Source organism: Streptomyces sp. NRRL B-1347 (assembly GCF_000720325.1).
Classification (GTDB): Bacteria; Actinomycetota; Actinomycetes; order Streptomycetales; family Streptomycetaceae; genus Streptomyces.
Window position 1 is genome coordinate 1 of record NZ_JOJM01000022.1, and the last position, 25,672, is coordinate 25,672.

Annotated in this window: 25 protein-coding genes; 9 read left to right on the plus strand and 16 right to left on the minus strand. The window is 70.9% G+C overall.

Features of this window, described 5'->3' with window-relative positions; translation table 11 throughout:
* Positions 1-100 precede the first annotated feature (100 nt).
* Positions 101-2,674, minus strand: a complete 2,574-nt coding sequence (locus tag IG74_RS0119695; RefSeq protein WP_030678608.1) for a M14 family zinc carboxypeptidase — start codon at positions 2,672-2,674, stop codon at positions 101-103.
* A gap of 113 nt (positions 2,675-2,787) precedes the next feature.
* Here IG74_RS0119695 and IG74_RS0119700 point away from each other — a divergent pair, with 113 nt between their 5' ends.
* Positions 2,788-3,594 carry an EI24 domain-containing protein gene (locus tag IG74_RS0119700; protein WP_030678612.1) on the plus strand — a complete coding sequence of 269 codons (807 nt, stop codon included), beginning with the start codon at positions 2,788-2,790 and terminating at the stop codon, positions 3,592-3,594.
* A gap of 267 nt (positions 3,595-3,861) precedes the next feature.
* Here the strand turns inward: IG74_RS0119700 and IG74_RS52150 are convergent, their stop codons facing one another.
* The 4 genes from IG74_RS52150 to IG74_RS0119715 all read right to left on the minus strand — a co-directional run bounded on the left by IG74_RS52150 (position 3,862) and on the right by IG74_RS0119715 (position 6,253).
* Complete coding sequence (locus IG74_RS52150; RefSeq protein WP_158857697.1) at positions 3,862-4,083, minus strand: hypothetical protein; 222 nt, start codon at positions 4,081-4,083, stop codon at positions 3,862-3,864.
* The gene (locus tag IG74_RS49510) at positions 4,080-4,301 is read right to left on the minus strand and encodes a hypothetical protein (protein WP_234334382.1); all 222 of its coding nucleotides are present in this window, start codon (positions 4,299-4,301) and stop codon (positions 4,080-4,082) included. The genes IG74_RS52150 and IG74_RS49510 overlap by 4 nt, the downstream gene beginning before the upstream one ends.
* A gap of 283 nt (positions 4,302-4,584) precedes the next feature.
* Positions 4,585-5,127: an NUDIX hydrolase gene (locus IG74_RS0119710; protein ID WP_030678615.1), complete on the minus strand. Its 543-nt coding sequence runs from the start codon at positions 5,125-5,127 to the stop codon at positions 4,585-4,587.
* A 4-nt stretch (positions 5,128-5,131) separates the two neighbouring features.
* Complete coding sequence (locus tag IG74_RS0119715) at positions 5,132-6,253, minus strand: adenosylhomocysteinase (RefSeq protein WP_030678618.1); 1,122 nt, start codon at positions 6,251-6,253, stop codon at positions 5,132-5,134.
* A gap of 235 nt (positions 6,254-6,488) precedes the next feature.
* Between IG74_RS0119715 and IG74_RS49515 the strand changes: the two genes are divergently transcribed.
* Entirely contained in the window at positions 6,489-7,715 is a 1,227-nt protein-coding gene (locus IG74_RS49515) for a helix-turn-helix domain-containing protein (protein WP_037825762.1), read from the plus strand.
* A 77-nt stretch (positions 7,716-7,792) separates the two neighbouring features.
* Here IG74_RS49515 and IG74_RS0119720 read toward each other — a convergent pair whose 3' ends face one another.
* A complete protein-coding gene (locus IG74_RS0119720) occupies positions 7,793-8,728 on the minus strand; it encodes a major capsid protein (RefSeq protein WP_030678621.1) in 936 nt (311 codons plus the stop codon).
* A 752-nt stretch (positions 8,729-9,480) separates the two neighbouring features.
* Here IG74_RS0119720 and IG74_RS0119725 point away from each other — a divergent pair.
* The gene (locus IG74_RS0119725; RefSeq protein WP_051855038.1) at positions 9,481-9,825 is read left to right on the plus strand and encodes a hypothetical protein; all 345 of its coding nucleotides are present in this window, start codon (positions 9,481-9,483) and stop codon (positions 9,823-9,825) included.
* Between the two features lie 165 nt (positions 9,826-9,990).
* Here the strand turns inward: IG74_RS0119725 and IG74_RS0119730 are convergent, their stop codons facing one another.
* From IG74_RS0119730 to IG74_RS0119740, 3 genes are all read right to left on the minus strand, one after another.
* Positions 9,991-10,332 (minus strand): HNH endonuclease, encoded by a 342-nt coding sequence (locus tag IG74_RS0119730; RefSeq protein WP_030678625.1) that lies wholly within the window; start codon positions 10,330-10,332, stop codon positions 9,991-9,993.
* An 857-nt stretch (positions 10,333-11,189) separates the two neighbouring features.
* Positions 11,190-12,647: a recombinase family protein gene (locus IG74_RS0119735; RefSeq protein WP_324607506.1), complete on the minus strand. Its 1,458-nt coding sequence runs from the start codon at positions 12,645-12,647 to the stop codon at positions 11,190-11,192.
* 141 nt (positions 12,648-12,788) lie between these two features.
* Positions 12,789-14,060 (minus strand): hypothetical protein, encoded by a 1,272-nt coding sequence (locus tag IG74_RS0119740; protein ID WP_030678631.1) that lies wholly within the window; start codon positions 14,058-14,060, stop codon positions 12,789-12,791.
* A gap of 183 nt (positions 14,061-14,243) precedes the next feature.
* On the opposite strand from IG74_RS0119740, the gene IG74_RS0119745 reads away from it, so the two are divergent.
* On the plus strand, positions 14,244-14,855 hold the full coding sequence (locus IG74_RS0119745; RefSeq protein ID WP_234334384.1) for a hypothetical protein: 612 nt from the start codon (positions 14,244-14,246) through the stop codon (positions 14,853-14,855).
* Here IG74_RS0119745 and IG74_RS0119750 read toward each other — a convergent pair.
* Positions 14,787-15,782: a LysR family transcriptional regulator gene (locus tag IG74_RS0119750; protein ID WP_078868900.1), complete on the minus strand. Its 996-nt coding sequence runs from the start codon at positions 15,780-15,782 to the stop codon at positions 14,787-14,789. The two genes, IG74_RS0119745 and IG74_RS0119750, sit on opposite strands and share 69 nt — an antisense overlap.
* A 49-nt stretch (positions 15,783-15,831) precedes the next feature.
* Here IG74_RS0119750 and IG74_RS0119755 point away from each other — a divergent pair, with 49 nt between their 5' ends.
* The 3 genes from IG74_RS0119755 (at position 15,832) to IG74_RS0119765 (ending at position 18,085) form a co-directional block, all read left to right on the plus strand.
* Positions 15,832-16,686 carry an NAD(P)-dependent oxidoreductase gene (locus tag IG74_RS0119755; protein ID WP_030678638.1) on the plus strand — a complete coding sequence of 285 codons (855 nt, stop codon included), beginning with the start codon at positions 15,832-15,834 and terminating at the stop codon, positions 16,684-16,686.
* Between the two features lie 68 nt (positions 16,687-16,754).
* Positions 16,755-17,132: a RidA family protein gene (locus tag IG74_RS0119760; protein ID WP_030678639.1), complete on the plus strand. Its 378-nt coding sequence runs from the start codon at positions 16,755-16,757 to the stop codon at positions 17,130-17,132.
* A 104-nt stretch (positions 17,133-17,236) separates the two neighbouring features.
* The gene (locus tag IG74_RS0119765; protein WP_051855039.1) at positions 17,237-18,085 is read left to right on the plus strand and encodes an NAD(P)H-binding protein; all 849 of its coding nucleotides are present in this window, start codon (positions 17,237-17,239) and stop codon (positions 18,083-18,085) included.
* Between the two features lie 4 nt (positions 18,086-18,089).
* Here the strand turns inward: IG74_RS0119765 and IG74_RS0119770 are convergent, their stop codons facing one another.
* Positions 18,090-18,995, minus strand: coding sequence for an SGNH/GDSL hydrolase family protein (locus IG74_RS0119770; protein ID WP_030678645.1), 906 nt, complete (start codon positions 18,993-18,995; stop codon positions 18,090-18,092).
* 379 nt (positions 18,996-19,374) lie between these two features.
* On the opposite strand from IG74_RS0119770, the gene IG74_RS0119775 reads away from it, so the two are divergent.
* Positions 19,375-19,869, plus strand: coding sequence for a DUF3145 domain-containing protein (locus IG74_RS0119775; protein WP_030678647.1), 495 nt, complete (start codon positions 19,375-19,377; stop codon positions 19,867-19,869).
* 78 nt (positions 19,870-19,947) lie between these two features.
* Here IG74_RS0119775 and fabF read toward each other — a convergent pair whose 3' ends face one another.
* The 5 genes from fabF to fasR form a co-directional block, all read right to left on the minus strand.
* Positions 19,948-21,210 (minus strand): beta-ketoacyl-ACP synthase II, encoded by a 1,263-nt coding sequence (gene fabF, locus IG74_RS0119780; protein ID WP_030678650.1) that lies wholly within the window; start codon positions 21,208-21,210, stop codon positions 19,948-19,950.
* 89 nt (positions 21,211-21,299) lie between these two features.
* Positions 21,300-21,548 carry an acyl carrier protein gene (locus IG74_RS0119785; RefSeq protein ID WP_030358543.1) on the minus strand — a complete coding sequence of 83 codons (249 nt, stop codon included), beginning with the start codon at positions 21,546-21,548 and terminating at the stop codon, positions 21,300-21,302.
* A 72-nt stretch (positions 21,549-21,620) separates the two neighbouring features.
* Positions 21,621-22,652, minus strand: a complete 1,032-nt coding sequence (locus tag IG74_RS0119790) for a ketoacyl-ACP synthase III (protein WP_030678652.1) — start codon at positions 22,650-22,652, stop codon at positions 21,621-21,623.
* A 15-nt stretch (positions 22,653-22,667) separates the two neighbouring features.
* Complete coding sequence (locus IG74_RS0119795) at positions 22,668-23,606, minus strand: ACP S-malonyltransferase (protein ID WP_030678655.1); 939 nt, start codon at positions 23,604-23,606, stop codon at positions 22,668-22,670.
* Positions 23,607-23,695: 89 nt separating this feature from the next.
* Complete coding sequence (gene fasR, locus IG74_RS0119800; protein ID WP_051855055.1) at positions 23,696-24,907, minus strand: fatty acid biosynthesis transcriptional regulator FasR; 1,212 nt, start codon at positions 24,905-24,907, stop codon at positions 23,696-23,698.
* An 83-nt stretch (positions 24,908-24,990) separates the two neighbouring features.
* Here fasR and IG74_RS0119805 point away from each other — a divergent pair, with 83 nt between their 5' ends.
* Complete coding sequence (locus IG74_RS0119805; RefSeq protein ID WP_030678664.1) at positions 24,991-25,647, plus strand: pirin family protein; 657 nt, start codon at positions 24,991-24,993, stop codon at positions 25,645-25,647.
* Positions 25,648-25,672: the final 25 nt, after the last annotated feature.

Consider the following 25,672-nt stretch of genomic DNA (forward strand, 5'->3'; position numbering starts at 1 on the left):
GGGGGGGGGGGGGGGGGGGTGTGTTTTTTCCCACCCCCTGTGTTGTTGGGGGGGCGGAGCCCCCAGGTCGGGAAGGGGGGCCTGGGGCGCCCCGCGAGGGCTAGCGCGCGGCGAACAGCGCCCGCGCCACCTGGGCGTACTCCCCCTTCGGGTGCGCCCGGAACAGGGGCTCCGTACCGAAGAGGGCGACCTCCGAGCCCCGGACGGAGCCACTCACCACGGAGGCCTGGCCGGCCGCGTCGGCGGGCCCACCGCGCCCGCCGTCCGCAGGACGCCAGTGCCCCGACACCAGCGGATTCCCCGAGCCGTAGGACTCCTCGACCCGCACCCCGTCGCCGAGCCCCGTGAACCACACGGGCGCGTAGACGAAGCCGAACCCGCCCGCCCCGCGGGCATCGCGCACGCGCACCACGCCGTTGGCGTCGCCGTTGCCCTCGACGGCGGTGACGGGCAGCAGCCCGGCCGCGGAGTTCAGCGCGGCCCCCTCGGCCCCGCGCCCGACCAGGCCGCCCCCGCGCGCGAAGAAGGCGTCGAGCCGGGCCTTCGCCTCGCCGGTCAGCTTCCGGTGGTCAAGGCCCGCCGACACGAACAGCACGTCCGTCCTGCCCCAGTCGAAGCCGGAGTTGAGGACGCCGGTCGACACGGGCGTCACGTCGAAGCCCATCTCCCGCAGCGCGAACAGCTCGCCCGGCGTCACCGCGGCGGCGACCCGCGTGCGCCGGAGCACCTCGCCGCCGCGCGCCCGGGTGGCGTGGAAGGCGACGTCGTACTCGGCGGCGGCCTCCCGCGCGAGCCGCCGCGCGGACCCGGGCACGATCGCGGCGGTGTTCCCGGTGGTCCCGGCGGCGCGCACCGCGACCCCGTCCCCGAGCAGCGAGTTCAGCGCCGCGACCGCGCGCGGGTCGTCAAGGCGCAGCCGCAGGTCGCCGCGCGGGGCGACGTACGCGACCCGCGTCGAGGCGTGCACGCGCCGCGCGGGCACCCGCGCCGCGTCGCCCTTGCCCACCGACGTCACGGACGCGCCCCACAGCCGCCCGAGGCTCCAGCCCGAGATGTCGTACATGGCCGACACCTTGGCGCTGATGTCACGCCCGTCGGCCAGGATCACGTTGGCGAGGCCCCGCTTGGGCTGCCGCATGTCGACGACGTACGAGCCCTTCGCGTACGCGCGCCCGCCGAGCCGGAAGTCACGGGTGGCGCGCCGGACGCGGACGTCGTTGGCGAGCAGGTGGTCGACGAGCCGGGACGCGGCGGCCGCGGAGCGCTGCGCCTGCCGCCCGCCCGCCGGGATCACGTACGCGCGCGGGAACCGCGTCGTGTACACGTCCTCCGGGCCGATGCCCGGCACGCCGGGCACCGTCTCCTTCGAGACCGGCACCTGCGCGGCCCCGGCCGCGCCGCGCCGGAACACCTCGATCTGGTCCGCGATCAGCGACCGCCCCCTGCGGTCGGCGAAGTCGATGCTCGCCCGCATGGCCGCGCCCGCGATGTCCACGTTGACGGCGGCGCGGCGGCGCAGCTCGGCGACCGGCTGCGACTCGTATTCGGCGTTGTTGACCTGCAGCGGGAACTCGATGGTGTGCGCCGCGACCGCGCCGTGGAACGGCATGTACTGCGGCGTGAAGATCGGGGGCCAGTCGTCCCAGCCCTCCTTCTGGTCCCGGAAGGGGATGACCGCCGGCTTCACACCGTCCTTCGCCTCGGTGTAGCCGAGGCCGTTGACGGCCTTCTCCATGCCGAGGGCGTTGGCGTAGGTGTTCTTCAGGAACAGGTCGTACTCGTAGTTCTCGCCGTGCGGCGGCGTGGTCGGCTCGATCAGGGTGCCGTTGACGTAGCCGTGCAGATCGATCATCACGGCGGGCTGCTTGGTGACGGCGATGCGCCGCACCGCGCGCGTCTCGGGCTGCGACGCGGTGATGAAGTCGCGGTTCAGGTCGAAGCCGCCCGCGTTCGGCCGGGTGCCCGCGATCCGGCCGTCGGGGTTCATGGTGACGTTGAAGTACAGGCGGTTGCGGGTGAGGAGCTTCCGCGTCCCCGCGTCCTTCGCCTTCGCCAGCTTCCTGATCAGCTTGAGGGCCGCGTCCGTGCCCTCCCACTCGTTGCCGTGGATGTTGTTGTTGATGAAGACGGGTGTCTTGTACGAGGACTTGATCGCCTGGTTCCGGGCGGCGGCCTTCGGCGCGTTCGCGATGAGGCGGCGCATCCGCTCCTGCCGGGCGGCCTCGCGCGCCGTCTCGGGCGCGGTCACCGTCACCAGGTACAGCTCGTGGCCGCCCGCCGAACGCCCGGCGATCTCCACGCTGACCCGGTCGCCGATCCGCTGGATCTCGTTCAGCTCGGGCGCGATGGCGTGGTACGGGGTCAGGCCCAGCTTGATGGACTTGTCGGCCGGGTTCGGCGGCTCCGGGTCGAGCCTGCGCTCGCGCGGATAGCCGCGGCCCGCGCCGGTGTCGAGCGGCACGTCGGCGCCGTCGAGGGCCCGCTCGGCCGCGGCCCGCGGCGTCCTCGCCGCCTTGTCGGGCGGGTCGAGCGGCGTCCCGTCGCGCACCACGGGGCGCGGCGCGGGCCGGGGATCGGCGCTGGCACCGCCCGGTGTGAGCGCGGTGAACAGGAGCGTGCCCGCGGCGGCCGACGCGGTGAGCAGAACCGGTCTGGATGGCCGGGATGTCCCCATCCGTACCTCCCTATGAGGAGTCCTGAGAGATCCTGAGAGATCAGTAGGGGAGGTCTACAGGGTGAACTCCGCCGCAACAAGGGGGTTTTCACCCACCGGATAAGGTGTGCCGCATGCGTGATCTAGGTCAGGGCTTCGGCTATCTGGTGAAGGGGCAGCGCTGGGTCGCCCAGCACCGCAAGCAGTACGGCTGGGGGCTGCTGCCCGGCCTCATCACCCTCGTCTTGTACGCGGCCGCGCTCGTCGCGCTCGCACTGTGGGGCACGGACCTCGTGTCCTGGGCGACGCCGTTCGCCGACGACTGGGGCTCCCCGTGGCAGGGGGCGTTCCGCGGCTTCCTCACCGCCCTGCTGTTCTCCCTCGCCCTGCTCCTGTCCGTGGTGAGCTTCACCGCCGTGACGCTCCTCATCGGGGAGCCGTTCTACGAGTCCCTGTCGGAGCAGGTCGACGTCTCCGTGGCCGGCTTCGCCCCCGAGTCGGGCCTGCCGCTCTGGCGCGACCTGTTGATCTCCGCGCGCGACAGCCTGCGCATCGTGGTGCGGGCGCTGCTGTGGAGCGTGCTGCTCTTCGGCCTCGGCTTCGTCCCCGTGGTCGGCCAGACCGTGATCCCCGTCCTCGGCTTCCTCGTCACCGGCTTCTTCCTGGTGGAGGAGCTGACGGCGGTCGCGCTCCAGCGCCGCGGCGTCCAGCTGCGCGAGCGCCTCGCCCTGCTGCGCGCCCGCAAGACCCTCGCCTGGGGCTTCGGCGCCCCGCTCGCGGTGGTGTTCCTGATCCCGTTCGTCGCCGTGTTCCTGATGCCCGGCGCGGTCGCGGGCGCGACCTTGATGGCCCGCGACCTGCTGGGCGAGGACGACGACGCCGCCGCCGGGGACGACGGGGCCGCCGCCTCCGACCCGCCCCGCACCCCCACCACGGCGTAGCCCCGGCTGCGCCTGTTCTGCGGCGCCGTCGTGGACCCTCGCGCTGACGCGCTCGTCCTCAAACGCCGGACGGGCTGGAACTCTCAGCCCGTCCGGCGTTTGAGGACGAGGCGCGGAGCGCCGAAAAGCGGGGGTACGGGGGCGGAGTCCCCGGATCGGGAAGCCCCGATGCTCGCTAGTAGGAGGTCTGAGGGTAGTGCCTGGTCAGAGCATGCAAAAGCCCCGCTCGGGACTTGGCCGAGCGGGGCGTGGTCTTGCGTGAGCTGATCAGCGCTGGGTGGTCCAGCGCAGGGCGGGCAGCTCGTCCCACTGCGCTAGGGGCCCGTACAGGTGCACGCAGTCGGGGCACACGTAGTGGGTGTGCCAGCCTCCGCCGCTCGCACGAGGGATCTCGCCTACGGGGACGGGGGCCGTCGTCTGGTGGCCGCAGATGCCGAGCACGGGCGGTGTGGGGGTGGTGAGTGCGCTGGTAACTCCGTCGCGGGTCATGCGGACACCGCCCGGACGGGAGTGATGTTCGTGGTGGGGTGGTCGTAGTCCACGCCGAGTTCGGCGAACGCTGCCGCGCGCCACCGCTCGCGTTGCAGATACGGAAGCTCGGGGCGTTGTTCGAAGATTTCCCGGACCGTCTCGGCGCTCGGTGTCTGCCAGGGGGCACGCCATGCGGCCGCTGGATCGGGCTCGGAGGGCGCTTCCCTCACTGGCATGGGCCGGGCTGTCAGGAACTTGGCGGTGTGGCGTCCGGGCTCGACGCGAGGGGCACGGGGCAGTAAGGAGAGCACCCGGAGGAGTGCTCTGGCGATAGCATCACGCACGGTCGTTTCAGCTCCTTGGAAGCTGTCTCGGCAAGCCCCGGTGGACCGGTCCTACGCGGTCTGTCGGGGCGCTTTGGCTACCTGGCGCGTCTCGGCGGGCACGACGGGCGCCAGGACGACGAAGCCCCGTCCATCCGCAGCAGAGGAGCGCCGGGACGGACGGGGCGAGGAGAGATCAGCGCAGGGCGGCGAGGACGCGGCTGCGCAGTGTCTCGTCAGCGATCGTGTCGATTCCCCGCCATGCGTACCCGCTGACCTCTTCCTCTTGGAGTGTTACGGAGTGCTCGCCCGTCACCTGGAAGACGTAGCGGAAGTCCGCGTGCCAGTGAGCGGGCTCGTCCTTGCTGTCGTTGGCGGGGATGGGGTGCACGTCCACGTGGACCGGGGTCGGCTGGACGGGGGCGACGCTGAGGGTGATCCCGGTTTCTTCGACCAGTTCGCGCAGGGCGGCGTGCATCAGGTTCGTGTCCTCGGGCTCCAGGTGCCCGCCTGGGGTCAGCCACTTGTTCAGGGCCACGTGGTGGATGAACAGCGCTTGGCGCTGGTCGTTGACGAGTACGGCGCCCGCGGTGGCGTGGCCGCGGAACTCCTTGCGGCTGGTCACGTCGGCTCCCTGGTCCAACAGCTCCGACAGGGGTGCGAGCGTGTGCTTGTCCTCGGGATGGGCGTCGGCGTACTCGGCGAGGGTGGTGCGGATGTGGGTTGCCGTGATGGGCATTCGATCACCTGTTGTAGTAGTGCAGCCAGGTAGCCGCGATGGCTGCCCGGTCGGTGGCGGGGACTTCGTGCAGGGTGGCGTCCAGACCGCCGCGGGCCAGCATGGCCGCGCCCGCGATGATTTCGGCTTGGACGAGGAAGATGAACGGTCCAACGCTCGCGCCGTGGAGGAAGTTGACGGCGTTGCCGCCATTCAGCAGGTAGAAGTAGTGCCCCGTGGTGGTGTACCGGGTCACGTTCTCTCCGGCGCTGTCCCGGACGTAGCCCGCGGGCAGGCCGTCCAGTTCCAGTTCGTCTTCCGAGCTGGTCACGGTGGCCACGTAGGCGCCGTTCTTCAGGCGAGGGAAGTCCTCGCCGCGCAGGCTGAGTCCCCCGGTAGCGCACAGAACAAGGCCAGCGGTCTCCAGAGCCTGGTCGCGGTCGCGGGCCACTTCGAACCCGTGTGACATGGCTTGTGTCTGCCGTACCGGGTTGATGTCGTAGACGATGACCCGTACGCCCTTGACGTGCAGCAGCCGGGCGATGCTGGAACCGAGCTTGCCGAAGCCGAGGACCAGCGCGGGGCGTCCGTGCAGGATGTCGCCACGCCCTCGCAGGAGGGCTTCGGCGGAGAAGACGACCGACTGGCCCACCAGGAAGTCTTCCGGGTCCTTGAGGGGCGAGCGCGCGACGGACACCACGGGGCACGGCAGCTTGTCCCTGTCGGCGTACCGCTTGTGGCCGTTCTCGGTGTCCTCGACCACGCCGAGGATGTGACCGGTGAAGCGGGAGCAAAGCGCGTCCAGCGAAGGCGCGAAGTACCCGCCCACATCGAGCAGAACGACCGGTTCCCCGGCCGCCCTGGTCTCCAGGTAGGTCACGGCGGTGTCCGCGTCAGCGAAGGTCTCGCGCGTCAGTTCGTCGCACGCTACGACCTGTTCCACCTCGCGCCGGGCCATCACGTCGATGGACTTCGGCTTGGGCAGCACGGCCCGCAGGACGGTTGCCTTGCCGATGGCCCTGATGAAGGCGGGGCGCTCGGGTAAGAGGTGTGTGATCAGCAATGAGGACGGCCGCTCGGGCGGCGTGAACCCATCAGCGATCTTGCTGAAGTAGCTTTCCAGTCGCGCTCGGTCCGTGGCTTCCATGGGCCCTCTCTCGGGTTCCAGGCGAGAGCTGTTCGACTTCCCATCCGGGGGCATCCAGACGGCTTCTTGAGACCGCCCCGCAGATATCCCGCCTTGGGCGATTCACCAGTACAGGGATAGGCATCGAGAGGTGCCAGCGCGGGAGTGCCGCATCTCTGCCGCATCGTTGCCGCATACTGGACTCACCGGACCCTCTGACCTGGTACAACGGCAATCCAGAGAGCGGGGAGGCGACATGGCCAGGCGAGAGAGCTTCGTGAAGCGCCGCAAGGCGATGGGTTTCAGCCAGGAGTCTCTAGCTGAAGCCATCGGAGTGGAGCGAACAACCGTGAGCCGCTGGGAGACCGGTGAAACCGCTCCGCAATCCTTCCACCGGCCGGGCCTTTGCCGAGAGCTGAAGGTATCCGTATCTCAACTGGATTCATTGATCCACTGTGTAGATGGCGGCCCGCAGGCAGTGCCCGCGACAACTGTCCAGTCGGCGTCGTCTCTTCCTGCACATGATGACGAAATGGAAGCCCTGGAACTTGTGCGGCGAGTGGCAGCAAGTGACGTCGGGGGTGAAACGCTCTCACGTCTTGAGCTGGTTTTTGATGAACTAGCGAGGCAGTATCCGTCTTCCACTCCGCAGGACCTCTTGGTGCGAGTGCGTAAGTACTCGGCATACGTCAGTCACTTGCTGGACGCGAGGAAGACCCTGGCAGAGCACCGGCAGTTGCTGGTCCTCGGTGGTTGGTTCTCACTGCTGGGAGCAACACTCCACATCGACCTGAACCAGGAGCATGCCGCGACGGCACGGCTGCACACAGCCATGACGCTGGCCAAGCACGCCGGACATGCTGAAATCCAAGCCTGGTGTTTCGAGACGGACGCATGGCGGGTCCTTAGTGCTGGTGATTACGCCAAGGCTGTGGAGCTGAGCAAGGCGGCTCAAGCCCTTGCACCGAAGGGAAGCTCCGTTGAAATCCAGGCGACGGCTCAAGAGGGGCGTGCGTACGCCAGGCTCGGACAAGTAAATGAGACGTACGGCGCCATAGGTCGAGTCAACGCGCTCGTCTCTCCCATGCGATTCCCGGACCACCCCGAGCATCATTACCAGTACGACCCTGGCAAGTCCGTTTCCTACACTGCGACTACCCTGGCTTGGGTAGGCGACCCGGCAGCCGAAGAGTACGCGCGTGAGGTGATCAATCGGCTTGCCCCATCGAATGACATCTCGACATGGCCGCGTCGCGTAGCCTCGGCCAATATCGATCTCGCACTGTCGCTGGTAGTTTCCGATCGAGTGGACGAAGCCTGTGATGCCGCGCAGCGAGCCATCCTCTCAGGGCGTGTCGTTCCCTCCAACCGCTGGCGCGCCCTGGAAGTCGTGCAGGCCGTCGAGTCTCGCAAAATTTCAGAGGCCAGTGACCTGCGAGAGGCGTATGAGGGAATGCAGCAACCCGAGATAGAGGCCTGCTAGTTAGCCTCCAAGTCACGCCAAAAGCCCCCGTATTCGCCATCCTGGTAAGGGTGACGAATACGGGGGCTTTGAGTGGGTCAGCCGTTCAGGACGCCAGTCAGACGTGCTGCTGCCTTGCCGCCGAACAGTGCGAGCCCGCAGTAGAAATCGATGCGGGTGCGATAGACGGGCTTGTCGTGGGACTCGCCGAGGTCGGTGACCTGGATGCCGCCGTTGGTCAGCCCGGAGACAGCAGCATCGGCTTCGGAGGAGCCGAAGCGCACGGCGTAGATGTCGCCGGTCTGCTTGCCGCCTGTCCCGGCGGTAAGGGGCAGTACATCGGTGCCGTCCAGTTTCTGTCCTGCGTCCAGGAGCGGGATGCCGTTCCAGGCAACGGTTCGCTTCCCCGCGATCTCTGCGGGGAGGAGTTCGCTGCCGCCGAGTCGGCGGAACCCGGACACGATCTTGGCGCGGATCTCGGCGTTCATGTAGAGAGCGCCATTGGAACCGTTGATGCCGCGTACCTGTGCGGTCAGCGCGTCCAACGCATCAAAGAAGTCATAGCCGTTGGCCACAGGCCCGACGCCCTTTGCGTCCAGGACTTGAGAGCCCAGCAGCCGCTTGCGCAAACCGTCGAACCCCTTGGGGTTCACCGCGGCATCGCCATTGAAGAACTGGTCCGCAAAGTGGATAGAGGCGGCCTTGACCTTCATCACGGTCTGAATGGCCCGCTGGTCATTCAGGTTTCCCCGGGTCTGCACGATGAACTTGTCCACGTCCGCGTCACCGCCGAGGATCGCCAGCGTCTCAATCCGCTGGTTCACGGCACCGGTGCTCTCCGGGTACGCCTCGTTCACTGCCCGGAACGAGACGCCAGGAAGGCTGGACTCTTCGTTGTAGCGATAGGCATTCCCCGCCACATCTATCAGCGGCAGTCGATCCAGGATAGGAGACTCCTGAACGAACGTCTCGATCACTCCACGCCGCAGATCATCCTGAGAGAGCTTCGCGGACTCGGCCAGAGTCAATGACATAAGAATTCTCCTGAGTGAATAGCCGGAACGGCATATCAAGTGAGCGTCAGAATGTCTGGCGATGCGCATGGCCCACGGGAACACTCAAATGAGCCATGCGAGTATTTCGCCTCCCTGCCGATCCGTCTCGGCGAGGCGCGGGGGTCACCCCCTGGTCGCCGACTCAGAAACGGCGAGGACGGACACGCTCGGCAGCCCAACCACCCGGCTGGTGCCGCGCTGTCTCCCGGTTGTGGCACGACGTGCAGAGCGGACGCAGACGAGACCACGCGTCCGGATCGGTGTCGCCCCGAGCCACCAGCGAGCGACGCGACTCCGGGAAGTGATCGGCAACCGTCGCGATGCGCGAGCACAGCACGCACCACGGATGCGCGTACAGGTACCGGCGCCGGACGCGCTGCCACCGGGTGTCATAGCCCCGCTCGGCTGTCGTGCCTCGCTGCTGCTGTGCCTCGCGCTCGTGCGTCGGGCAGCGTCCCCCGCTCGTCAGCTCGGGGCACCCGGGGATCGTGCAGGGGGTACGGGGCTTACGGGGCATGGGGGTCACCTCCCGCGGGGTGAGGGTTGATGCGAGGCGAGCGGGACTCGAATGGCGGAGCGCGCACAGCGTGCATTGGTTCCGCTTCTCGTACGCCCTATGATCACCACCGTGCGCTGGAACGATTCCGCTATCCGGACCATGCCCCGGGGGCAGGCTTCCTACCGGATGGTCGGCCGCCGGTCAACGTCCGCCAAGCAAGGGAATTCCCTTCATGCGCATCCGCCATACCGTCGGCGCCGCTCTCGGCGCCCTCGCCCTCATCGTCACGATCCCCACCTCGGCTCACGCCGAGGCCGTCGGCTTCTTCAAGTATCAGTGGGGCCTCCCCGGCCAAACGAACTACGGAGAGATGATCAACGCGCAGACGAACATCTGCCACCAAATCCCCGAAGTCGAAAACAAGCCTCTGCAGAACGCCTTCAAGCCCCTGAACCAGACCGACAAGCAGGCGTGGCTCTTCCTGGAAGAGGACTGCGACGGCCCCCACACCGTCCTGCTCCAAGGCGCTCAGGACGGGCCGCTGCGCCTGTTCAAGTCTGTGTACTTCCCAGCGTAGTGACCTGATCCTCCCGCCCCGGTACGAGTTCGCGCCCGTACCGGGGCGGTCCCGCGCCCGGAGAACACTCGACCCGTCGGACACGCCGTAGAGCAGCGTGCGCACCTACACCGCCCCCTTTCCGCCCCGTGCGAGCCCGGTCAAGGCCCGGACGGAACGGCGTCTTCACGCGGTACGCCCGAACTCCGTGCTCGTCTTCAGCCCGTGGCAGCCGGTGCACAGCACCTGAACGTTGCTCGCCGTGTCCGTCCCGCCCATGGCGAGCGGGCGTACGTGGTCCACGTCCACCGCGTCCGCGGGGAAGTCGCCCAGGCACCAGTCACACCACGCGTGCCCGCGTTCCTGTATCCGTCTGCGGAGCCGCGCCGCCGCATCATGCCGCCTCGCACGGCGCCCACCGCGTGAACGGCGAGAGCGAACCGAGGGACGGTCCTGATACGCCTTGTCGTGAACGTCGCAGCGTCCGCGGCGAGTTGCCGCATCGCTGCACTCAACACATGGGGTCATGAGTCACCGCCTGGTCGTTGTTGTGATGGAGTGCCCGCCCCCGGACTCGAACCGGGAAACTCTGCGGCCGATACCCCGCGGAGGCCGGTACCGCGCACCTCTACCTGTTGGGTCAGCGGGCATGGGGAGCCCCGAGCCGGCGAGGACCGGTCCGGGACGTTGTGGGGGCCGTACGGGCTTCCAACCCCGTTCGGCGCACTCGCCGGGCGAGTGGGTTACTGATGGGCGGTACGGCCCCCGCGCGCTGCCTCACGACCCCTGCGGCCACCCTCGCGGGTGCGTGGTGCACGGACAGCGCTACTACCGAGAGCAGACACTCAGACCGCCGTGTGTCCCCCTGTAGGGCGGGTGCGCGGTAATCCCGCTCTCGGTAAGTCGGTGGGAGAGGGGCGCTCGCTGGTGTGCGCTGCCGCTCCCTTCCCGGCTCTGATAGGGAGCGGAGGTTGCCCGCCGCTCCGAGCAGTCGGGCCATGCTGAACGGCGCCCCAACCAGCTTCAAGGGCAGACAGCAGAGAGCCCCGACGGTCCGTGAGGGACTGCCGGGGCTCCGTGCGGCTAGTTGTACTGCACCGCATACAACCGGGTGACCTAGCCGCGAGCGGCACCCTAGCGGGCGCAGGATGCCCGCCAAGGAGCGGGGGTGGCCCGGTGGCGGAGTGCTGTTTGAGGCGCCGTTCTCTCCTTCTGTGTATTTTTTTCTATGCGTTTCAAAAAAGTGGTGTAAACCGTCACTCCATCACCACCCTGCACCCCGCTGTGGGCCAGTCGGCCCGAGGACGAGCAAGGGGGCGGCGCCGGGGCAGCCGCAAGCCCCGGCAGGCGACGGGTGCCCACCGGGACACAGCGCTACGGCGCCGCTATGCGGCCACCAGTTCCCGCACGGGTTCGGCGGGGGCGGGCTCGGCGAGGCGTGCGGCGCTGCCCGGGGCCGGGGGCGCGTCCTTGCGTGCTTCGGCTTCCATGTCTCCCGTGGTGGCCGCAAGCTCGGCAATGGCAGGGTCCAACTCCCCGGTGATAGCGAACTCAACGCGGCGCACATCGAGCCGTCGCCATCCGCCCTTGCCACCGGGCTTGACCATCAGGCGCGCTCCCGCAGTGATGAGTGAGGCGCGGCGTGCTGCGGTGTCTGCGCCGTTCCAGTCGTCTGCATACGTGCGCCCGGTGGGGACCACCTCGCGGCGGGGCTCGCGCTTCTCGCGGGATTCCAGCTCTGCCAGACGTGTGTCCAGGGCGTCCGCCCGGCGCTGCCACGCTGCCTGAGCGCTCTTGGACTTCTGGCGCCCCTTCTCCTGCTGGTGTTCCTCGAACTCGGCGAGGGTGGCGTCTATCTCGGGCTGCGGGTCGTAGCCCGGTATCTCGACGACGCGGTTGATCTGGATCTTGCCCGCCGCCTTCAGGAACTCGTCGCTCACGTACTCGTCGACCCATTCCGCGCGCACGGTGCACGGGGCGGGGCAGTAGGTCCCGTACTTGTACGACGAGCACCGGTAGGTACCTGAGGACCGGTTCAGGTACATACGCTCGCTGCATCCGTTGCAGTGGATGACCCGCAGCAACAGCGCCGTGGAATCTGTGCGCTCGGGAGCCTTCTGTTCGATCGGCTTGGGGGTGAGGAGCGCGGCGACCTGGTCGAACTCTTCGCGGGTCAGAATCGGGCTGTCCGTGGCCATGACCGGGGCGCCCTGGTCGTCGCGCACGGGCTTGCCGCGGTGCATCTTCCAGCCCATGAGCGCTTCGTTGGTCAGCATCTTCTCGATGGTCTGCGCCCGCCACTGCGCGGGCTTCTTCACGGGCTCGTCCGTGACCGCAACCGTCTTCCTCTTGGTGCGCGCCTGGTAGGCAGTCCAGTGCGCGGAGGGGGAGAGCACGCCGTCCGCGTTCAGTCCGCGCGCGATGGTGTGCAGCCCTCGGCCGTCGACCAGCTCGGCAATGATCCGTTCAATGATGGTGACCGCGTACGGGTCGGGCACCAGGGTCCAACCAACCCCGCCGTGCTCGGCGGGCATGGGGGCGGGCAGGTAGCCGTACGCGGGCTTGCCGCCGCCCCGCCAGCGAAGCGGCATCTTCCGCATGGCTGCCTGTGCCCCGCTGACGCGGTCCTTGATGCTCTGCGACTCGACCTGAGCGGCAAAGGCCAGCATGAGCATCATGAGCTCGCTCATGGGGTCCATCGGGTTGCGGAAGTCGAATGTCAGACGGCCCCCGCCGATGCCCTCGGCGAACACAATGAGCTTGCGGTGTTCGCGGGCCCACTTGGCAAGCTCGTGCATGTCGCCCATGTCCCGGATGGCGCGGTCGAAGCGCCAGAACACCAGGGCGTCAAAGTGCTCCTGCTAGGGAGCGAAGATTGCCTAGCGCCTCTGACCTGCGTAGATGCCACCATGACCCGATCACTCCAGAAGTGTCACTCTGGAACATCGGGAAGGGGCGGGCCTGGGGCGCTCCGCGAGGGACACCTACCGGCGAGCCTCCACCGCCGCCACCACGATCCGCCGCGTCTGTCCGACGATGTCGGCCCGGTTGCGCACGAACTCGGGGTCGGTGACCGCCCCGGTCGCCGGGTCGGTGTTGCCCGCCCCGAACTGGAGCACCGGCGTGTGCACATGGCCGCCCGGCAGCCGGTCGTGCAGGCCGAGCCGGTCGCGGAGCAGCGTCGCGCGGTAGGCGATCTCGTTCGACAGGTAGTCACCGCCGCCGCCCTTGCGGGCCGCCGAGCCGGGCGTCGGCCCGTCGGGCCGGTCCACGGGCGCGCCGCCGCCCGCCGGCACCTCGGTCACGGCCGTGTTGTCGTACACCGGGAAGCGGCCGGTGGAGGCGGCGACGATGTCCTTGTACGGCAGCGTCGTCGTGGTCCACTGCGGCTGCGACGCGGGATCGGCGACCGGGACCGTGCCGGTGCTCGACAGGTTCTCGTTGTCGCCGAAGCCGCCGCGCCAGGCGCCGTTGGTCCGCTCGATGTCGAACTTGCCGATCCGGCCCTGGCTGACGGTCGTGAACAGGTCCACGCGCGGCAACTGCCGCCGCAGCGCCCGCTCCACGGCACCGTCGGCGAAGTCCGCCCAGCGCACCGGGAACGTGACCGTCTCGATCCGCACGGGGCCCGCGGCGGTCCGTATGACCGTGCCGTCGAGGGCGAGGGCCGTCGCGCCGGACGGGTTGCTGATGCGGACGTCCCGGTCGAGCGTGAACGGGTCGAAGCCGGTGAGGAGCACCCGCTTCATCCGCTTGCCGTGGCCCTTGGGGTAGTCGACCTCGTCCTGGCCCCGGGACGACACCTCCAGCTTCCCCAGCAGCCGCGCCCGCCGCTCCGCGCCGAGTTCGCGGCCCTTCGGCTGCCACGCCCGCAGCTCCCGCGTCATCCCGAGCCGCGCCCAGTACAGCGGCCGGTCGTCGCCCCGGCTCAAGTCCCCGCCGCTCGGCCCCCGCCCCTGCACCCGGTCCACGGCGCGCCGCCACAGCGCCTGCCCGTGGCGGACGACGATCCGCTCGGCCTGCCCGTAGGAGTGCGCACGGTCGAGGGCCCGCGCGAACGCGGGCGCCACGGAGTCGAAGCCGCTGCGGCGCAGGATCTCCTGGGGCACCGCCCGCTCCAGGCGCTGTTCCTCGACGGTGGGCGCGGCCCCGCCCGGTGCGGTGGAGTCGGCCAGGGCGGGCGCGGCCGGGAGCCCGAGCAGCAGGGCGGTGCCGAGCGCCACGAGCCGGGGCCCGACTATGTGAGACGAAGCCACGAGAGTCCTTCCGTTGCAGGTGAGGTGGCGGAAGTATCGCGGGCCGCGGGAGCCGTGCGCTACGGGGTACGCGATCTTTGACCTGCCGTGCCGTGCCGTGCTGTACCGCGCCGCTCGCGGAGGTCCGCCCCTGGGCGCGGTCCGCCTCCCCCGCGCGGCGGAGGCGGACCACCATCCGTGCCGATGCCCGGCCCCGGCCCGCGCACCAGCATGGAGAACATGTCGAAGGTCATCTCCCTGCCCGGCGTGCCCCGCTGGGCCGCACGCGCCGCGCACGCCGTGCCGTGGATCGTCCTGCCGTCGAGCCTGTGGCGCGTCGCCCTCGTCCTGGGCCTGCCCGTGTCCGACTACCGGCCGGGGTTCGGCGAATCGCTGTACGTCCTCTCGCTCAGCGCCGTCTCGGAGGGCCTGGCCCTGCTGACGCTCGGTCTGGTGCGGCCGTGGGGCGAGGTCGTGCCCCGCTGGATACCGCTGCTCGGCGGCCGCCGGGTGCGCCCGCTCGCCGCCGTCGTCCCGGCCGCGCTCGGTGCCGTCGCGCTCGCCCTGATCTGGGGCTACGCCTTCCGGAGCGTGGGCGCGGGCCTGGACTCGGGCATCGGACCCGGCGGCATGGGATCGCCCGCGCAGGACGCGTTCCTGGTGCTCTGCTACGCCCCGCTGCTGCTGTGGGCGCCCCTGCTCCTGGCGGTGACGGCGGCCTACTACCAACGCCGCACGGCACGCCCCTCAGCCGGCGAGCAGCCGCCCGGACTCCCGCAGGGCGGCCAGGAACGGCTCCGCGCTGGGCACGGGTGAACGCCCCCGCGCCGTCGCCGCGTACACCGCGCGGGCGGGCGCGCCCTCGTCGCGGACCGGCACGAGCGCGACGTCCTGCCGCACGCCCTGGGCCGCGAGCGCCGGGATCAGGGCGACGCCGAGCCCGGCGGCGACGTACCCCTGCTTGGCGGTCCACTCGGCGACCACATGGGCGACGCGCGGCCTGAAGCCGTGCCGCAGCGCGGCGTCGAGCAGGGTGCCCGCGGGCTCCGCGCTGCCGGAGATCCAGTCCTCGCCGGCGAGCCGGGCGAGCTCCAGGGACGCCTCGCCCGCCAGGGGGTGGGCGGCGGGCAGGGCCACGTACAGCCGCTCGTCCAGGAGGTGGTGCAGCTCGTACGCGTCCTGCGGGAGCGGGCCGCCCGTCGTCGACACCACGGCCAGGTCGAGGTCGCCGTCCGCGAGGCGGGCCAGCAGCGGCCCGGTGAAGCCCTCCTCGCGCGTGAGCGTCACCCCGGGGTGCCGCGCCCGGAACGCGGCGATGGCGCGCGGCACCAGGGCCACGTCCGCCGTCGCGAACGCCCCGAACCGGAGCAGGCCGCGCGCGACACCCTCCAGGTCCGTCAACTCCTGGCGCAGCCGCGACAGTTGGCCGGTGACGGCCCGCGCGTGCGGCAGCACGGCCCGCCCGTGCGCGGTGAGCCGCACGCCGCGCGGCAGCCGGTCGAAGAGCGGGGCCCCGCCGAGCGCGCCCTCCAGGGCCGCGATCTGGCGGGACACGGCGGACTGCGTCAGGGAGAGCCGCCGCGCCGCCACCGTGAACGAGCCCTCGCGCGCCACCTCCAGGAAGGCCCGCAGCCAGAAGGTGGAGAGATCGGCGGCACCCGGCCCCGCCACCGATACCGGTCCCGCCCCCGGCCGCAGCCCCGGCCCGTCCGCGCTGCCATGCGTTGTCTGCATGGCAGCCATGCTAGACATTCGCTTGTCGCATCGCAGCCCCGGGCCTAGCGTCGTCCCCATGGAACAGCGCACACAGCACGCGGAACGCATCGCCTTCCTGGGGCTCGGCCACATGGGCACGCCCATGGCCCGCCGACTGCTCGCCGCGGGGCACCCGTTGACCGTCTGGAACCGCACCGCCACGAAGGCGGAACGCCTCGTCGCGGAGGGCGCGCGCCTCGCGGCCTCGCCCGCCGACGCCGTGCGGGACGCCGATGTCGTGATCACGATGCTCGCGGGGCCCGACGCCGTGCGCTCCGTCGCCGACGCGATCCTTCCGGCGCTCCGCGAGGGCGCGTACTGGGTGGAGATGTCCACCGTCGGCCCTGACGTCGTCAGGGAGTTGGGGGAGCGGGCCGCGGGCCGCGTCACCCTCGTCGACGCGCCCGTCGCGGGCAGCACCGACAAGGCCGCGGCCGGGGAGCTCGGCATCCTCGCGGGCGGCGACGCCGACGGGGTCGCGCACGTGCTCGCCCGGCTCGGGACCGTGACCCGTACCGGCCCCGCGGGCTCCGGGGCCGCGCTCAAGCTCGTCGTCAACACCGCGGTGCTCGGCGGCGTCGCCCTGGTCGCCGAGGCGCTGGCCCTCGCCGACGCGCTCGGCCTCGACGGGGACGCCGCGCGCACCGCCCTCGCCCGGGGGCCGCTCGGCGGCGCCGTCGCCCGCGCCTTCGCCCAGGACGTGCACTTCGGCGCGGACCTCGCCGCGAAGGACGCCGCGCTGGCCGTGCGGGCCGCGGACCTCCCCGTCATGGAGGCCGTGGCGGCCCACTTCACGGCCGCGGCGGCCGACCCGGAGACCGTCCACGAGGACATCTCCCACGCCGTGTCCCACATCCGAGGGCGCGCCGCCCGCGCCGCCCGTACCGCCTGATCCGCACCGCTCGTACCGCCTGATCCCCACCGCCCGAGCCGCACCGACCGAGACCGGAGTCCGCACCCATGCACGTCACCCTGGCCAACCCCGCCGACGCGCCCCAGCCCCTCGGCCCCTACTCCCAGGTCGCCCGCGTCCCGCTCGCCGACGGCCACGCGCTCCTGTACGTCTCCGGCCAGATCGCCGAAGGCGACGGCATAGCCGAGCAGAGCCGGGGCGTCTTCGAGACCCTCACCGCCCTCCTCGCCGCGTACGGCGCGGGCCTCGGCGACATCATCAACATCCGTACGTTCCTGACCGACATGGACGACCTGCCCGGCTACGCGGCCGTGCGCCGCTCCTACCTCACCGCTACGCCGCCCACCAGCACGACGGTGGAGGTGGCGCGGCTGTTCCGGCCGGAGGCACGGATCGAGGTGGAGGTGGTCGCGGTGGCGCGGTAGCGGCCCCAGCGGCGGGAGCCCGCTCGGGACCACGGCCCACCCGGGACCACGGCCCCTCAGCTCGCGGACAGAAACTGACCGCAAGCCCTCCTAACGTCGTCCCCATGACGAACACCACCGCTTCCGCCGCCCGCCCGATCCACCTCGTCTCCGGCGCCACCGGCACCGTGGGCCGCGAGGTCGTCCGCGAACTCCTGGAGCGCGGCCAGCACGTCCGCGCCCTGACCCGCGACCCGGCGAAGGCCTCCTTCCCCGCGGGCGTCGAGGCCGTCCGCGGCGACCTCACCGACCCGGCGAGCCTCAAGGACGCCCTGGCCGGCGTCACCGGACTGCACCTGATCACCTTCAGCGGGGCCGCCTTCAAGCCCCTGGAGACCGGTCCCGAGATCGTCCGCATGGCCCGCGAGGCCGGGGTGCGGCGGGTCACCGTCCTCAACGGCGGCGGCCCCACGCCCCTGGAGGACGCGGTGCGCGCCGGAGGCCTGGACTGGACCGTGCTCATGCCCGTCGAGTTCATGGCGAACGCCCTGGAGTGGGCGGACGAGGCGCGCACCCGGGACGCCGTCCGCGCGCCCTTCGTGGACCGCCTGAGCGCGCTGGTCCACGAGGGCGACATCGGCGCCGTCGCCGCGGTCGCGCTCACCGAGGAGGGCCACGCGGGGGCGGAGTACCTGATCACCGGGCCGCAGGCGCTGACGGTCCGGGAGAAGGTGGCGGCCATCGCCGGTGCACGGGGCCGGGACATCGAGCTCGTCGAGCTCAGCGAGGAGGAGGCGGCTGAGCGGATGCGCGCCGAGGGGCAGGACGAGTACACGATCGCGTGGCTCCTGGACGTCTACAAGAACACGCCCCCGGAGGGGCGCACCGTCGCCGACACCGTCCAGCGCGTCACCGGCCGCCCCGCCCGCCCCTTCGCCGCCTGGGCCGAGGCCCACGCCCCGGCCTTCCGCTGACCCCTCAGGGGCGGCGCGACGTGATGGTGCGGTAGGCCATCTCGGCAAGGCGGGCCTGCCCGCTCTTGCTGGGGTGGAACCAGTCCCAGTGACTCAAGTGATCCGTACCGAAGCGGAAGTCGAACACCGCCCCGCCGTCGTACCGGCAGCGCAGGTCCTTCGCGCAGACCTCCTTGAGGACCTCGTTGTACGCGACGACCCGCTCCTGCACCGACTCCCTGCGCCGGTTGGACGCCGCGTCCGTCGCGTCCGCGTCCTGGAGCATCGTCTTGCAGATGCCGAGCTTCCAGATCTGCTTGCCGAGCACGTTCTCGCGGCCCTCGGACCACAGCCGCTTGAGGTCCGGCACGCTCGCCACGAACACCTGCGCCTTGGGCCGCTCGCGGCGCAGCGCGGCGAGGGCGTCCTCGAAGTCCGCCTTGAACACCGAGACCGGCGTCATCTCGGCGACCGAGGACCGGCAGGCGTCGTTGGCGCCCGCCATCACGGTCACCAGGTCGGGCTTCCGGGCTGCGGCCTGCTCCATCTGCCCCGTCAGATCGGACATGCGCGCGCCGGTCTTGGCGTAGTTCCAACTGTGCGTGGCCGCGCGCTGCTTGCCGAGCAGCCGCTGCGCGAGGCTGCGCACCTCGCCGTCGCTGCCCGTCGCCCAGGACGCCTCCGGGCAGTCGGAGAGCACCGAGCAGGCGTCGAAGCCGCGGGTGATGGAGTCGCCGACGGCGGCGAGGGAGCGGGGGCTCGCGTCCCACTCGGGGACCGCCTTGCGGCCCGCTCTGTCCTGCGCGGAGGGGCCGTTCGGCGCCGCGTCGTCGCCGCCCGACGCGTCACACGCGGTGAGCGTGGCGATGCCGGTCAGGGCCGCCGCCGCGACGGCGACGGCGGCCCGGGAGCGGCGCCGTGGATTCCGCATACTCGTCCCCTCTGTCCCTACGTCGTCCAACGGGACGTCGTACGGGCCCTTCAGGTTGCGTGTCACTACATGGTGAGATGTCCCGGCGAAGGCCTTCGGACACCCGGCCGGGGGGCAAGGGGCCTCCCAGCGAGTGAAACATCCGTGTTACCCGGCATGCGGACCGACGGTACGTCACAATCCTTGCCTCACATCACGGTAGCCTCGCCACCCAGTGGCAACCGATTTTTTCGGTTCCGCTAAATTACATCACGTCACATCTGTCCCGTTTTCAGACTTTCCTTGACTTTCCTCGGTTCTGAGGAACAGCTGGAATACCGCTCGGCACGGGCCCGAGGCCGCCGGGAACGGCGCGCCTCGTCCCACACTGGAGGTCCCGGTGACGACACGTGGAGTTCTGTACGTGCACTCCGCACCGCGCGCGCTGTGCCCGCACGTCGAGTGGGCGGTCGCCGGGGTACTCGGCGCCCGCGTCAGCCTCGACTGGATCAGGCAGCCCGCGGCGCCCGGTACGTGGAGATCCGAGTTCTCCTGGCGCGGCGCGGCGGGCACCGCCTCCAAGCTGGCCTCCGCGCTGCGCGGCTGGCAGCTGCTGCGCTTCGAGGTGACCGCGGAGCCGTCCGCGAGCGCCGAGGGCGAGCGCTACAGCGCCACGCCCGAGCTCGGCATCTTCCACGCCGTCACCGGCATCCACGGCGACATCCTGATCCCCGAGGACCGGCTGCGCGCCGCCCTCGCCCGTTCCAAGGGCGGCGAGAGCGATCTGGAGGCCGAGGTCGCCAAGCTCCTCGGCAAGCCCTGGGACGACGAGCTGGAGCCGTTCCGGTACGCGGGCGAGGGCGCGCCGGTGCGCTGGCTGCACCAGGTCGTCTGACGCCCCCTCCGGGCGCGCCGCGCAACGCGAAGGGCCCCCACCGAGCGGTGGGGGCCCTTCGCGTTGCGTGACGGCGTATCAGATCGTCCGGAAGGCGAGCACCACGTTGTGGCCGCCGAAGCCGAACGAGTCGTTCAGGGCCGCGATCGTGCCCTCGGGCAGCGGGCGGGCCTCGCCGCGGATGATGTCCGCGTCGACCTCGGGGTCGAGGTTCTCGATGTTGATGGTCGGCGGGGCCACGCGGTGCTTGAGCGCGAGGACCGTGGCCACGGTCTCCACGCCGCCCGCACCACCGAGGAGGTGACCGGTCATCGACTTCGTCGACGCGATCGCCATGTGGTCGACGTCGTCGCCGAACGCCTTGCGCAGCGCCTTGATCTCACCGATGTCGCCCTGCGGCGTCGAGGTGGCGTGCGCGTTGATGTGCGCGATCTCGGACGGCTTGAGGTCGTTGTTCTCGACCAGGTGACGCAGCGCCTGCGCGATGCCGCTGCCGGAGGGCTCCGGCTGCGTGATGTGGTGCGCGTCGGCCGAGATGCCCTGGCCCACCGCCTCCACGTAGATCTTGGCGCCGCGGGCCCTGGCGTGCTCCTCGGACTCGAGCACGACCACGCCCGCGCCCTCGCCAAGCACGAAGCCGTTGCGGTCGACGTCCCAGGGGCGCGAGGCGCCCTGCGGGTCGTCGTTGTTCTTCGACATGGCCATCATGTTGCCGAACGCGGCGATCGGCAGCGGGTGGACCGCCGCCTCCGTGCCGCCCGCGACGACGACGTCGGCGCGGCCGGTGCGGATCATCTCGATCGCGTAGCCGATGGCCTCCGCGCCCGAGGCGCAGGCCGAGACCGGGGTGTGCACCCCGGCGCGGGCGCCGAGGGCGATGCCGACGTTCGCCGCGGGCGAGTTCGGCATCAGCATCGGCACGGTGTGCGGGGAGACGCGGCGTACGCCCTTCTCCTTCAGCACGTCGTACTGGTCGAGCAGGGTCGTCACGCCGCCGATGCCGGAGGCGATGACCGCGCCGAGCCGGTCGGGGTCGACGCCTGCGTCCTCCCCGGCCTTGGCGGTGAAGCCCGCGTCCTGCCAGGCCTCCTGGGCCGCGATCAGCGCGAACTGCGCCGAGCGGTCCATCTTGCGGGCCTGCGGCCGCGGGATGATCTCGGTCGGTTCGACCGCGATCTGGCCCGCGATGCGGACGGGCAGCTCCGCGGCCCAGTCCTGCTCCAGGAGGCTGACCCCGGAGCGCCCGGCGAGCAGGCCCTCCCAGGTCGAGGCCGCGTCGCCACCCAGCGGTGTGGTTGCGCCGATACCGGTGACGACCACGGTGCGATTGGTCGAGTTCACTGGATTTCTCTCTCCACGATTGGTTCAGATGCGGATGCGGCGGCGCCACCGCCGGGTGGCGGCTGGCCAGAGCCTGCTGGCCGCCAGGCTCAGGCCTGGTGCTCGAGGATGTACTTGGTGGCGTCGCCGACCGTCTTCAGGTTCTTGACGTCGTCGTCGGGGATCTTGACGTCGAAGCGCTCCTCGGCGGCGACGACGACCTCGACCATGGACAGCGAGTCGACGTCCAGGTCATCGGTGAAGGACTTGTCCAGCTGGACGTCCTCGACCGGAATGCCGGCGATCTCGTTGACGATCTCCGCGAGACCGTCGACGATCTCCTTCTCAGTGGCGGCCATGAGGCGCTCCTTCGTGTGTATCCAGAGGGTGTGACGGCATCCGCGCGGATCCGAAGATCCGTGAGCGGGTGCCTAGGGGAGGGTAACGACCGTGGCGGCGTACACGAGACCCGCCCCGAAGCCGATGACGAGAGCGGTGTCGCCGCTCTTCGCCTCGCCGGTCGCCAGAAGCCGCTCCATCGCGAGCGGAATCGAGGCGGCCGACGTGTTGCCGGTGGTCTCCACGTCACGGGCGACCGTGACGTGCTCCGGCAGTTTCAAAGTCTTCACCATCGAGTCGATGATCCGCATGTTGGCCTGATGCGGAATGAAGACGTCCAGGTCGTCCGCGCTGATGCCGGCCGCGTCCAGGGCCTGCTGGGCGACCTTCGCCATCTCGAACACGGCCCAGCGGAACACCGCCTGGCCTTCCTGCGTGATCGCGGGGAACTTGATCTCGCCGTCGGCGTCGACGGGCAGCTTGGTGACGTCACCGATGTGGTACTCGTCCCAGGCCACGGTCTGCTTGATGGTCTCGGACTTGTCGCCCTCCGAGCCCCAGACCGTCGGGCCGATCGCGGGCTCCTTGGCGGGGCCGACGACGACCGCGCCCGCGCCGTCACCGAACAGGAAGGCCGTCTTGCGGTCCTCCAGGTCGGTCAGGTCGCTCAGCCGCTCCACGCCGATGACCAGGGCGTACTCCGCGGAGCCGTCGATGATCATGCCCTTGGCGAGGGTCAGGCCGTAGCCGAAGCCCGCGCAGCCCGCGGAGATGTCGAACGCGGCGGGCTTGCCCGTGCCGAGCTTGTCCGCGATCTCCGTGGCGATGGCCGGGGTCTGCTTGAAGTGCGAGACGGTGGAGACGATCACCGCGCCGATCTGCTCGGGCTGGATGCCCGCGTCCGCGATCGCCTTGCCCGCGGCCTCGACGGACATCGCCGCCACGGTCTCCTCGGGGGAGGCCCAGTGGCGCGTCGAGATGCCCGAGCGGGAGCGGATCCATTCGTCGGAGGAGTCGATCTTCTCCAGGATGACCTCGTTGGGCACCACCCGGACCGGGCGGTAGCCGCCGACTCCCATGATGCGCGCGTACGGGGCGCCCTGACTGGGCTTGATCTTCGTCATGCTCCAGGCTCCTTCTCAGGCACCCGCCGCGTCGGCGGCGGAGGCGGCGGTCTCGGCGATGAGCTCACGCGCGGCGTCGAGATCGTCCGGCGTCTTCACGGCCAGGGTCTTGACCCCCTTGAGCGCGCGCTTGGCGAGACCGGTCAGCGTGCCGCCCGGGCACACCTCGATCAGCGCCGTGACGCCGAGCTCCTGGAACGTGTCCATGCACAGGTCCCAGCGGACCGGGTTCGCGACCTGGCCGACGAGGCGGGAGACCACCTCGGTGCCGCTCGCGACGGCCTTGCCGTCCCGGTTCGAGATGTACGTGAGGCGCGGGTCGGCGACCTCCAGGTCCTTGGCGGCCTCGCCGAGCACGGCGACCGCGGGGGCCATGTGCGCGGTGTGGAACGCGCCCGCGACCTTCAGCGGCACGACCTTGCGGACGCCCTCGGGCTTGTCCTCGGCGAGCGCGGCCAGCTGCTCGGCGGTGCCGGCAGCCACGATCTGGCCCGCGCCGTTCACGTTCGCCGGGGTCAGGCCGAGCTTCTCCAGGTGCGGGACGGTGACCTCGGGGTCGCCGCCGAGCAGCGCGGCCATGCCGGTCTGCGTCACGGCGGCGGCGTCGGCCATGGCCAGGCCCCGCTTGCGGACGAAGCCGAGCGCGGCGTCCTCCGAGAGCACCCCCGCGTACGCGGCCGCGGTGATCTCACCCACGCTGTGCCCCGCCACGGCACCGGGGGTGATGTCACCCAGTGCCTGAGCGGACAGGAGCCCGGCCGCGACGAGCAGCGGCTGCGCCACGGCGGTGTCGCGGATCGCGTCGGCGTCCGCCTGCGTACCGTAGTGGGCGAGGTCGAGCCCGATGGCGTCCGACCAGGCGGCGAGGCGGTCCGCGGCGCCGGGAAGGTCGAGCCAGGGGGTCAGGAAGCCGGGCGTCTGAGCGCCTTGGCCGGGAGCGACGAGTACGAGCACTCTCACACTCTCTCTTGTGGACAGGATGAACCGCCCGTGGGGACAGGGACGAAGAACCGCTAGGGGAATTGTAGGGGTCCGACAAACCCCTAGGCCTTGTGATCGCCATCGGCCAGGCGCCCCAAGATCAGCGCGATCCGCAGTGTGAAGGCGGAGCGCACATCTGAAGGAGACCATCCGGTGACGTCGGTCACACGTCGAAGCCGGTAGCGCACGGTGTTGGGATGCACAAAGAGCATCCGGGCGGCGCCTTCGAGGCTGCTCGCCTGCTCCAGGTAGACGCTGAGGGTCTCCAGGAGTGCCGAGCCCGCCTCCTCCAGTGGTCTGTAGATCTCCTCCACCAGCTGTTCCCGCGCGGCCGGATCGCCCGCCATCGCCCGCTCGGGCAGCAAATCGTCCGCGAGCACCGGACGGGGCGCGTCCTGCCAGGCGGAGCAGGCCTTGAGCCCCGCGGCGGCGGCCTGCGCCGAGCGGGTCGCGGCGAGCAGGTCGGGCACGATGGGCCCGGCCACCACGGGCCCGGCCGCGTACGGCCCGATCAGGGCCTTGGCCACGGCGAGCGGGTTGTCGTTGCCGCCCGCGATGACGACCAGGCGGGCGCCGAGCACCCCGGTGAGGACCTGGAGCTTCGCGTGCCGGGCGGCCCTGCGGATGGCCTCGACGGTCAGCTCGCTGTCGCCGTCGGGCGCGGTGCCGAGGACCACGCACACGTGGTCGGGGGAGTTCCAGCCGAGCGCGGCGGCCCGGGACACGGCGCCCTCGTCGGCCTCCCCGGACAGCACGGCGTTCACCACGAGGGACTCCAGGCGGGCGTCCCAGGCACCGCGTGCCTCGGCGGCCTGGGCGTACACCTGAGCGGTGGCGAAGGCGATCTCGCGCGCGTAGACGAGCAGCGCCTCGCGCAGCACCGACTCGTCGCCGGGCGCCGCCACCTCGTCGATGGCGGACTCCATGACCTCGATGGTCGTCCGCACCATCTCCACGGTCTGGCGCAGCGTGATGGCACGGGTCAGTTCGCGCGGCGCGGTCCCGAAGACGTCCGTCGAGATCGCCTGCGGGGCGTCCGGGTGCCGGAACCACTCGGTGAACGCGGCGATGCCGGCCTGGGCGACCAGGCCGATCCACGAGCGGTTCTCCGGTGGCATCGCCCGGTACCAGGACAGCGTCTCGTCCATGCGCGCGATGGCCTGCGCGGCGAGACTGCCGGACGACTTCTCCAGGCGCCTCAGGGTGGCGGCGTGCGCGTGGGCGCGGCCGACGCGGGCCGGACCCGGGGCCGCGGCACCTGTGTCCTGGTGGATTTCGTTCGCTGAGGGTTCGGGCACGGGGACAAGACTGCCTTATCGGGGCGGCGGCGTGCGGGGCCGGGTCTAACGTGGGGGTCGTGATTGATGTGCGGCGCTCCGGCGAGCGGTACCCCGGCGGCGACCCCGGGGCGGGGATCGACTCCTACCACGCGTTCTCCTTCGGGCCCTACTACGAGCCCGACAACCTCCGCTTCGGCGCGATGCTCGCCTGCAACGAGGAGCGCCTCGCCCCCGGCGCGGGCTTCGAGGAGCACCCCCACAGCCACACCGAGATCGTCACGTGGGTGGTCGAGGGCGAGCTCACCCACCGCGACTCCACCGGCCACGAGTCGCTGATCGGGCCCGGCGACGTGCAGCACCTCAGCGCGGGCGCGGGCGTCCGCCACGTGGAGCGCAACGCGGGCCCCGCGCCGCTGACCTTCCTCCAGATGTGGCTGGCCCCCCTGGAGCCCGGCGGCACGCCGGAGTACGGCGTCGTCCCCGGAATCGCCGACTCCACGCCCTACGCCGTCCCCGCCGCGGGCGCCCTCCTGCACGTGCGCCGCCTCGCCCCGGGCGAGCGCGCGGAACTCCCGCCCGCGCCGCACGTGTACGTCCACGTGGTGCGCGGCGAAGTGGCCCTGGGCCAGGAGGAACTGGGCCCGGGCGACTCGGTGCGGATCACGGAGGAAGAGGGCCTGGAGACCGTGGCGTACCTCGGCGAGGCGGAGCTCCTGATCTGGGAGATGCCCTAGCCCGCCCCGGGCCCGCCCCGCCTCG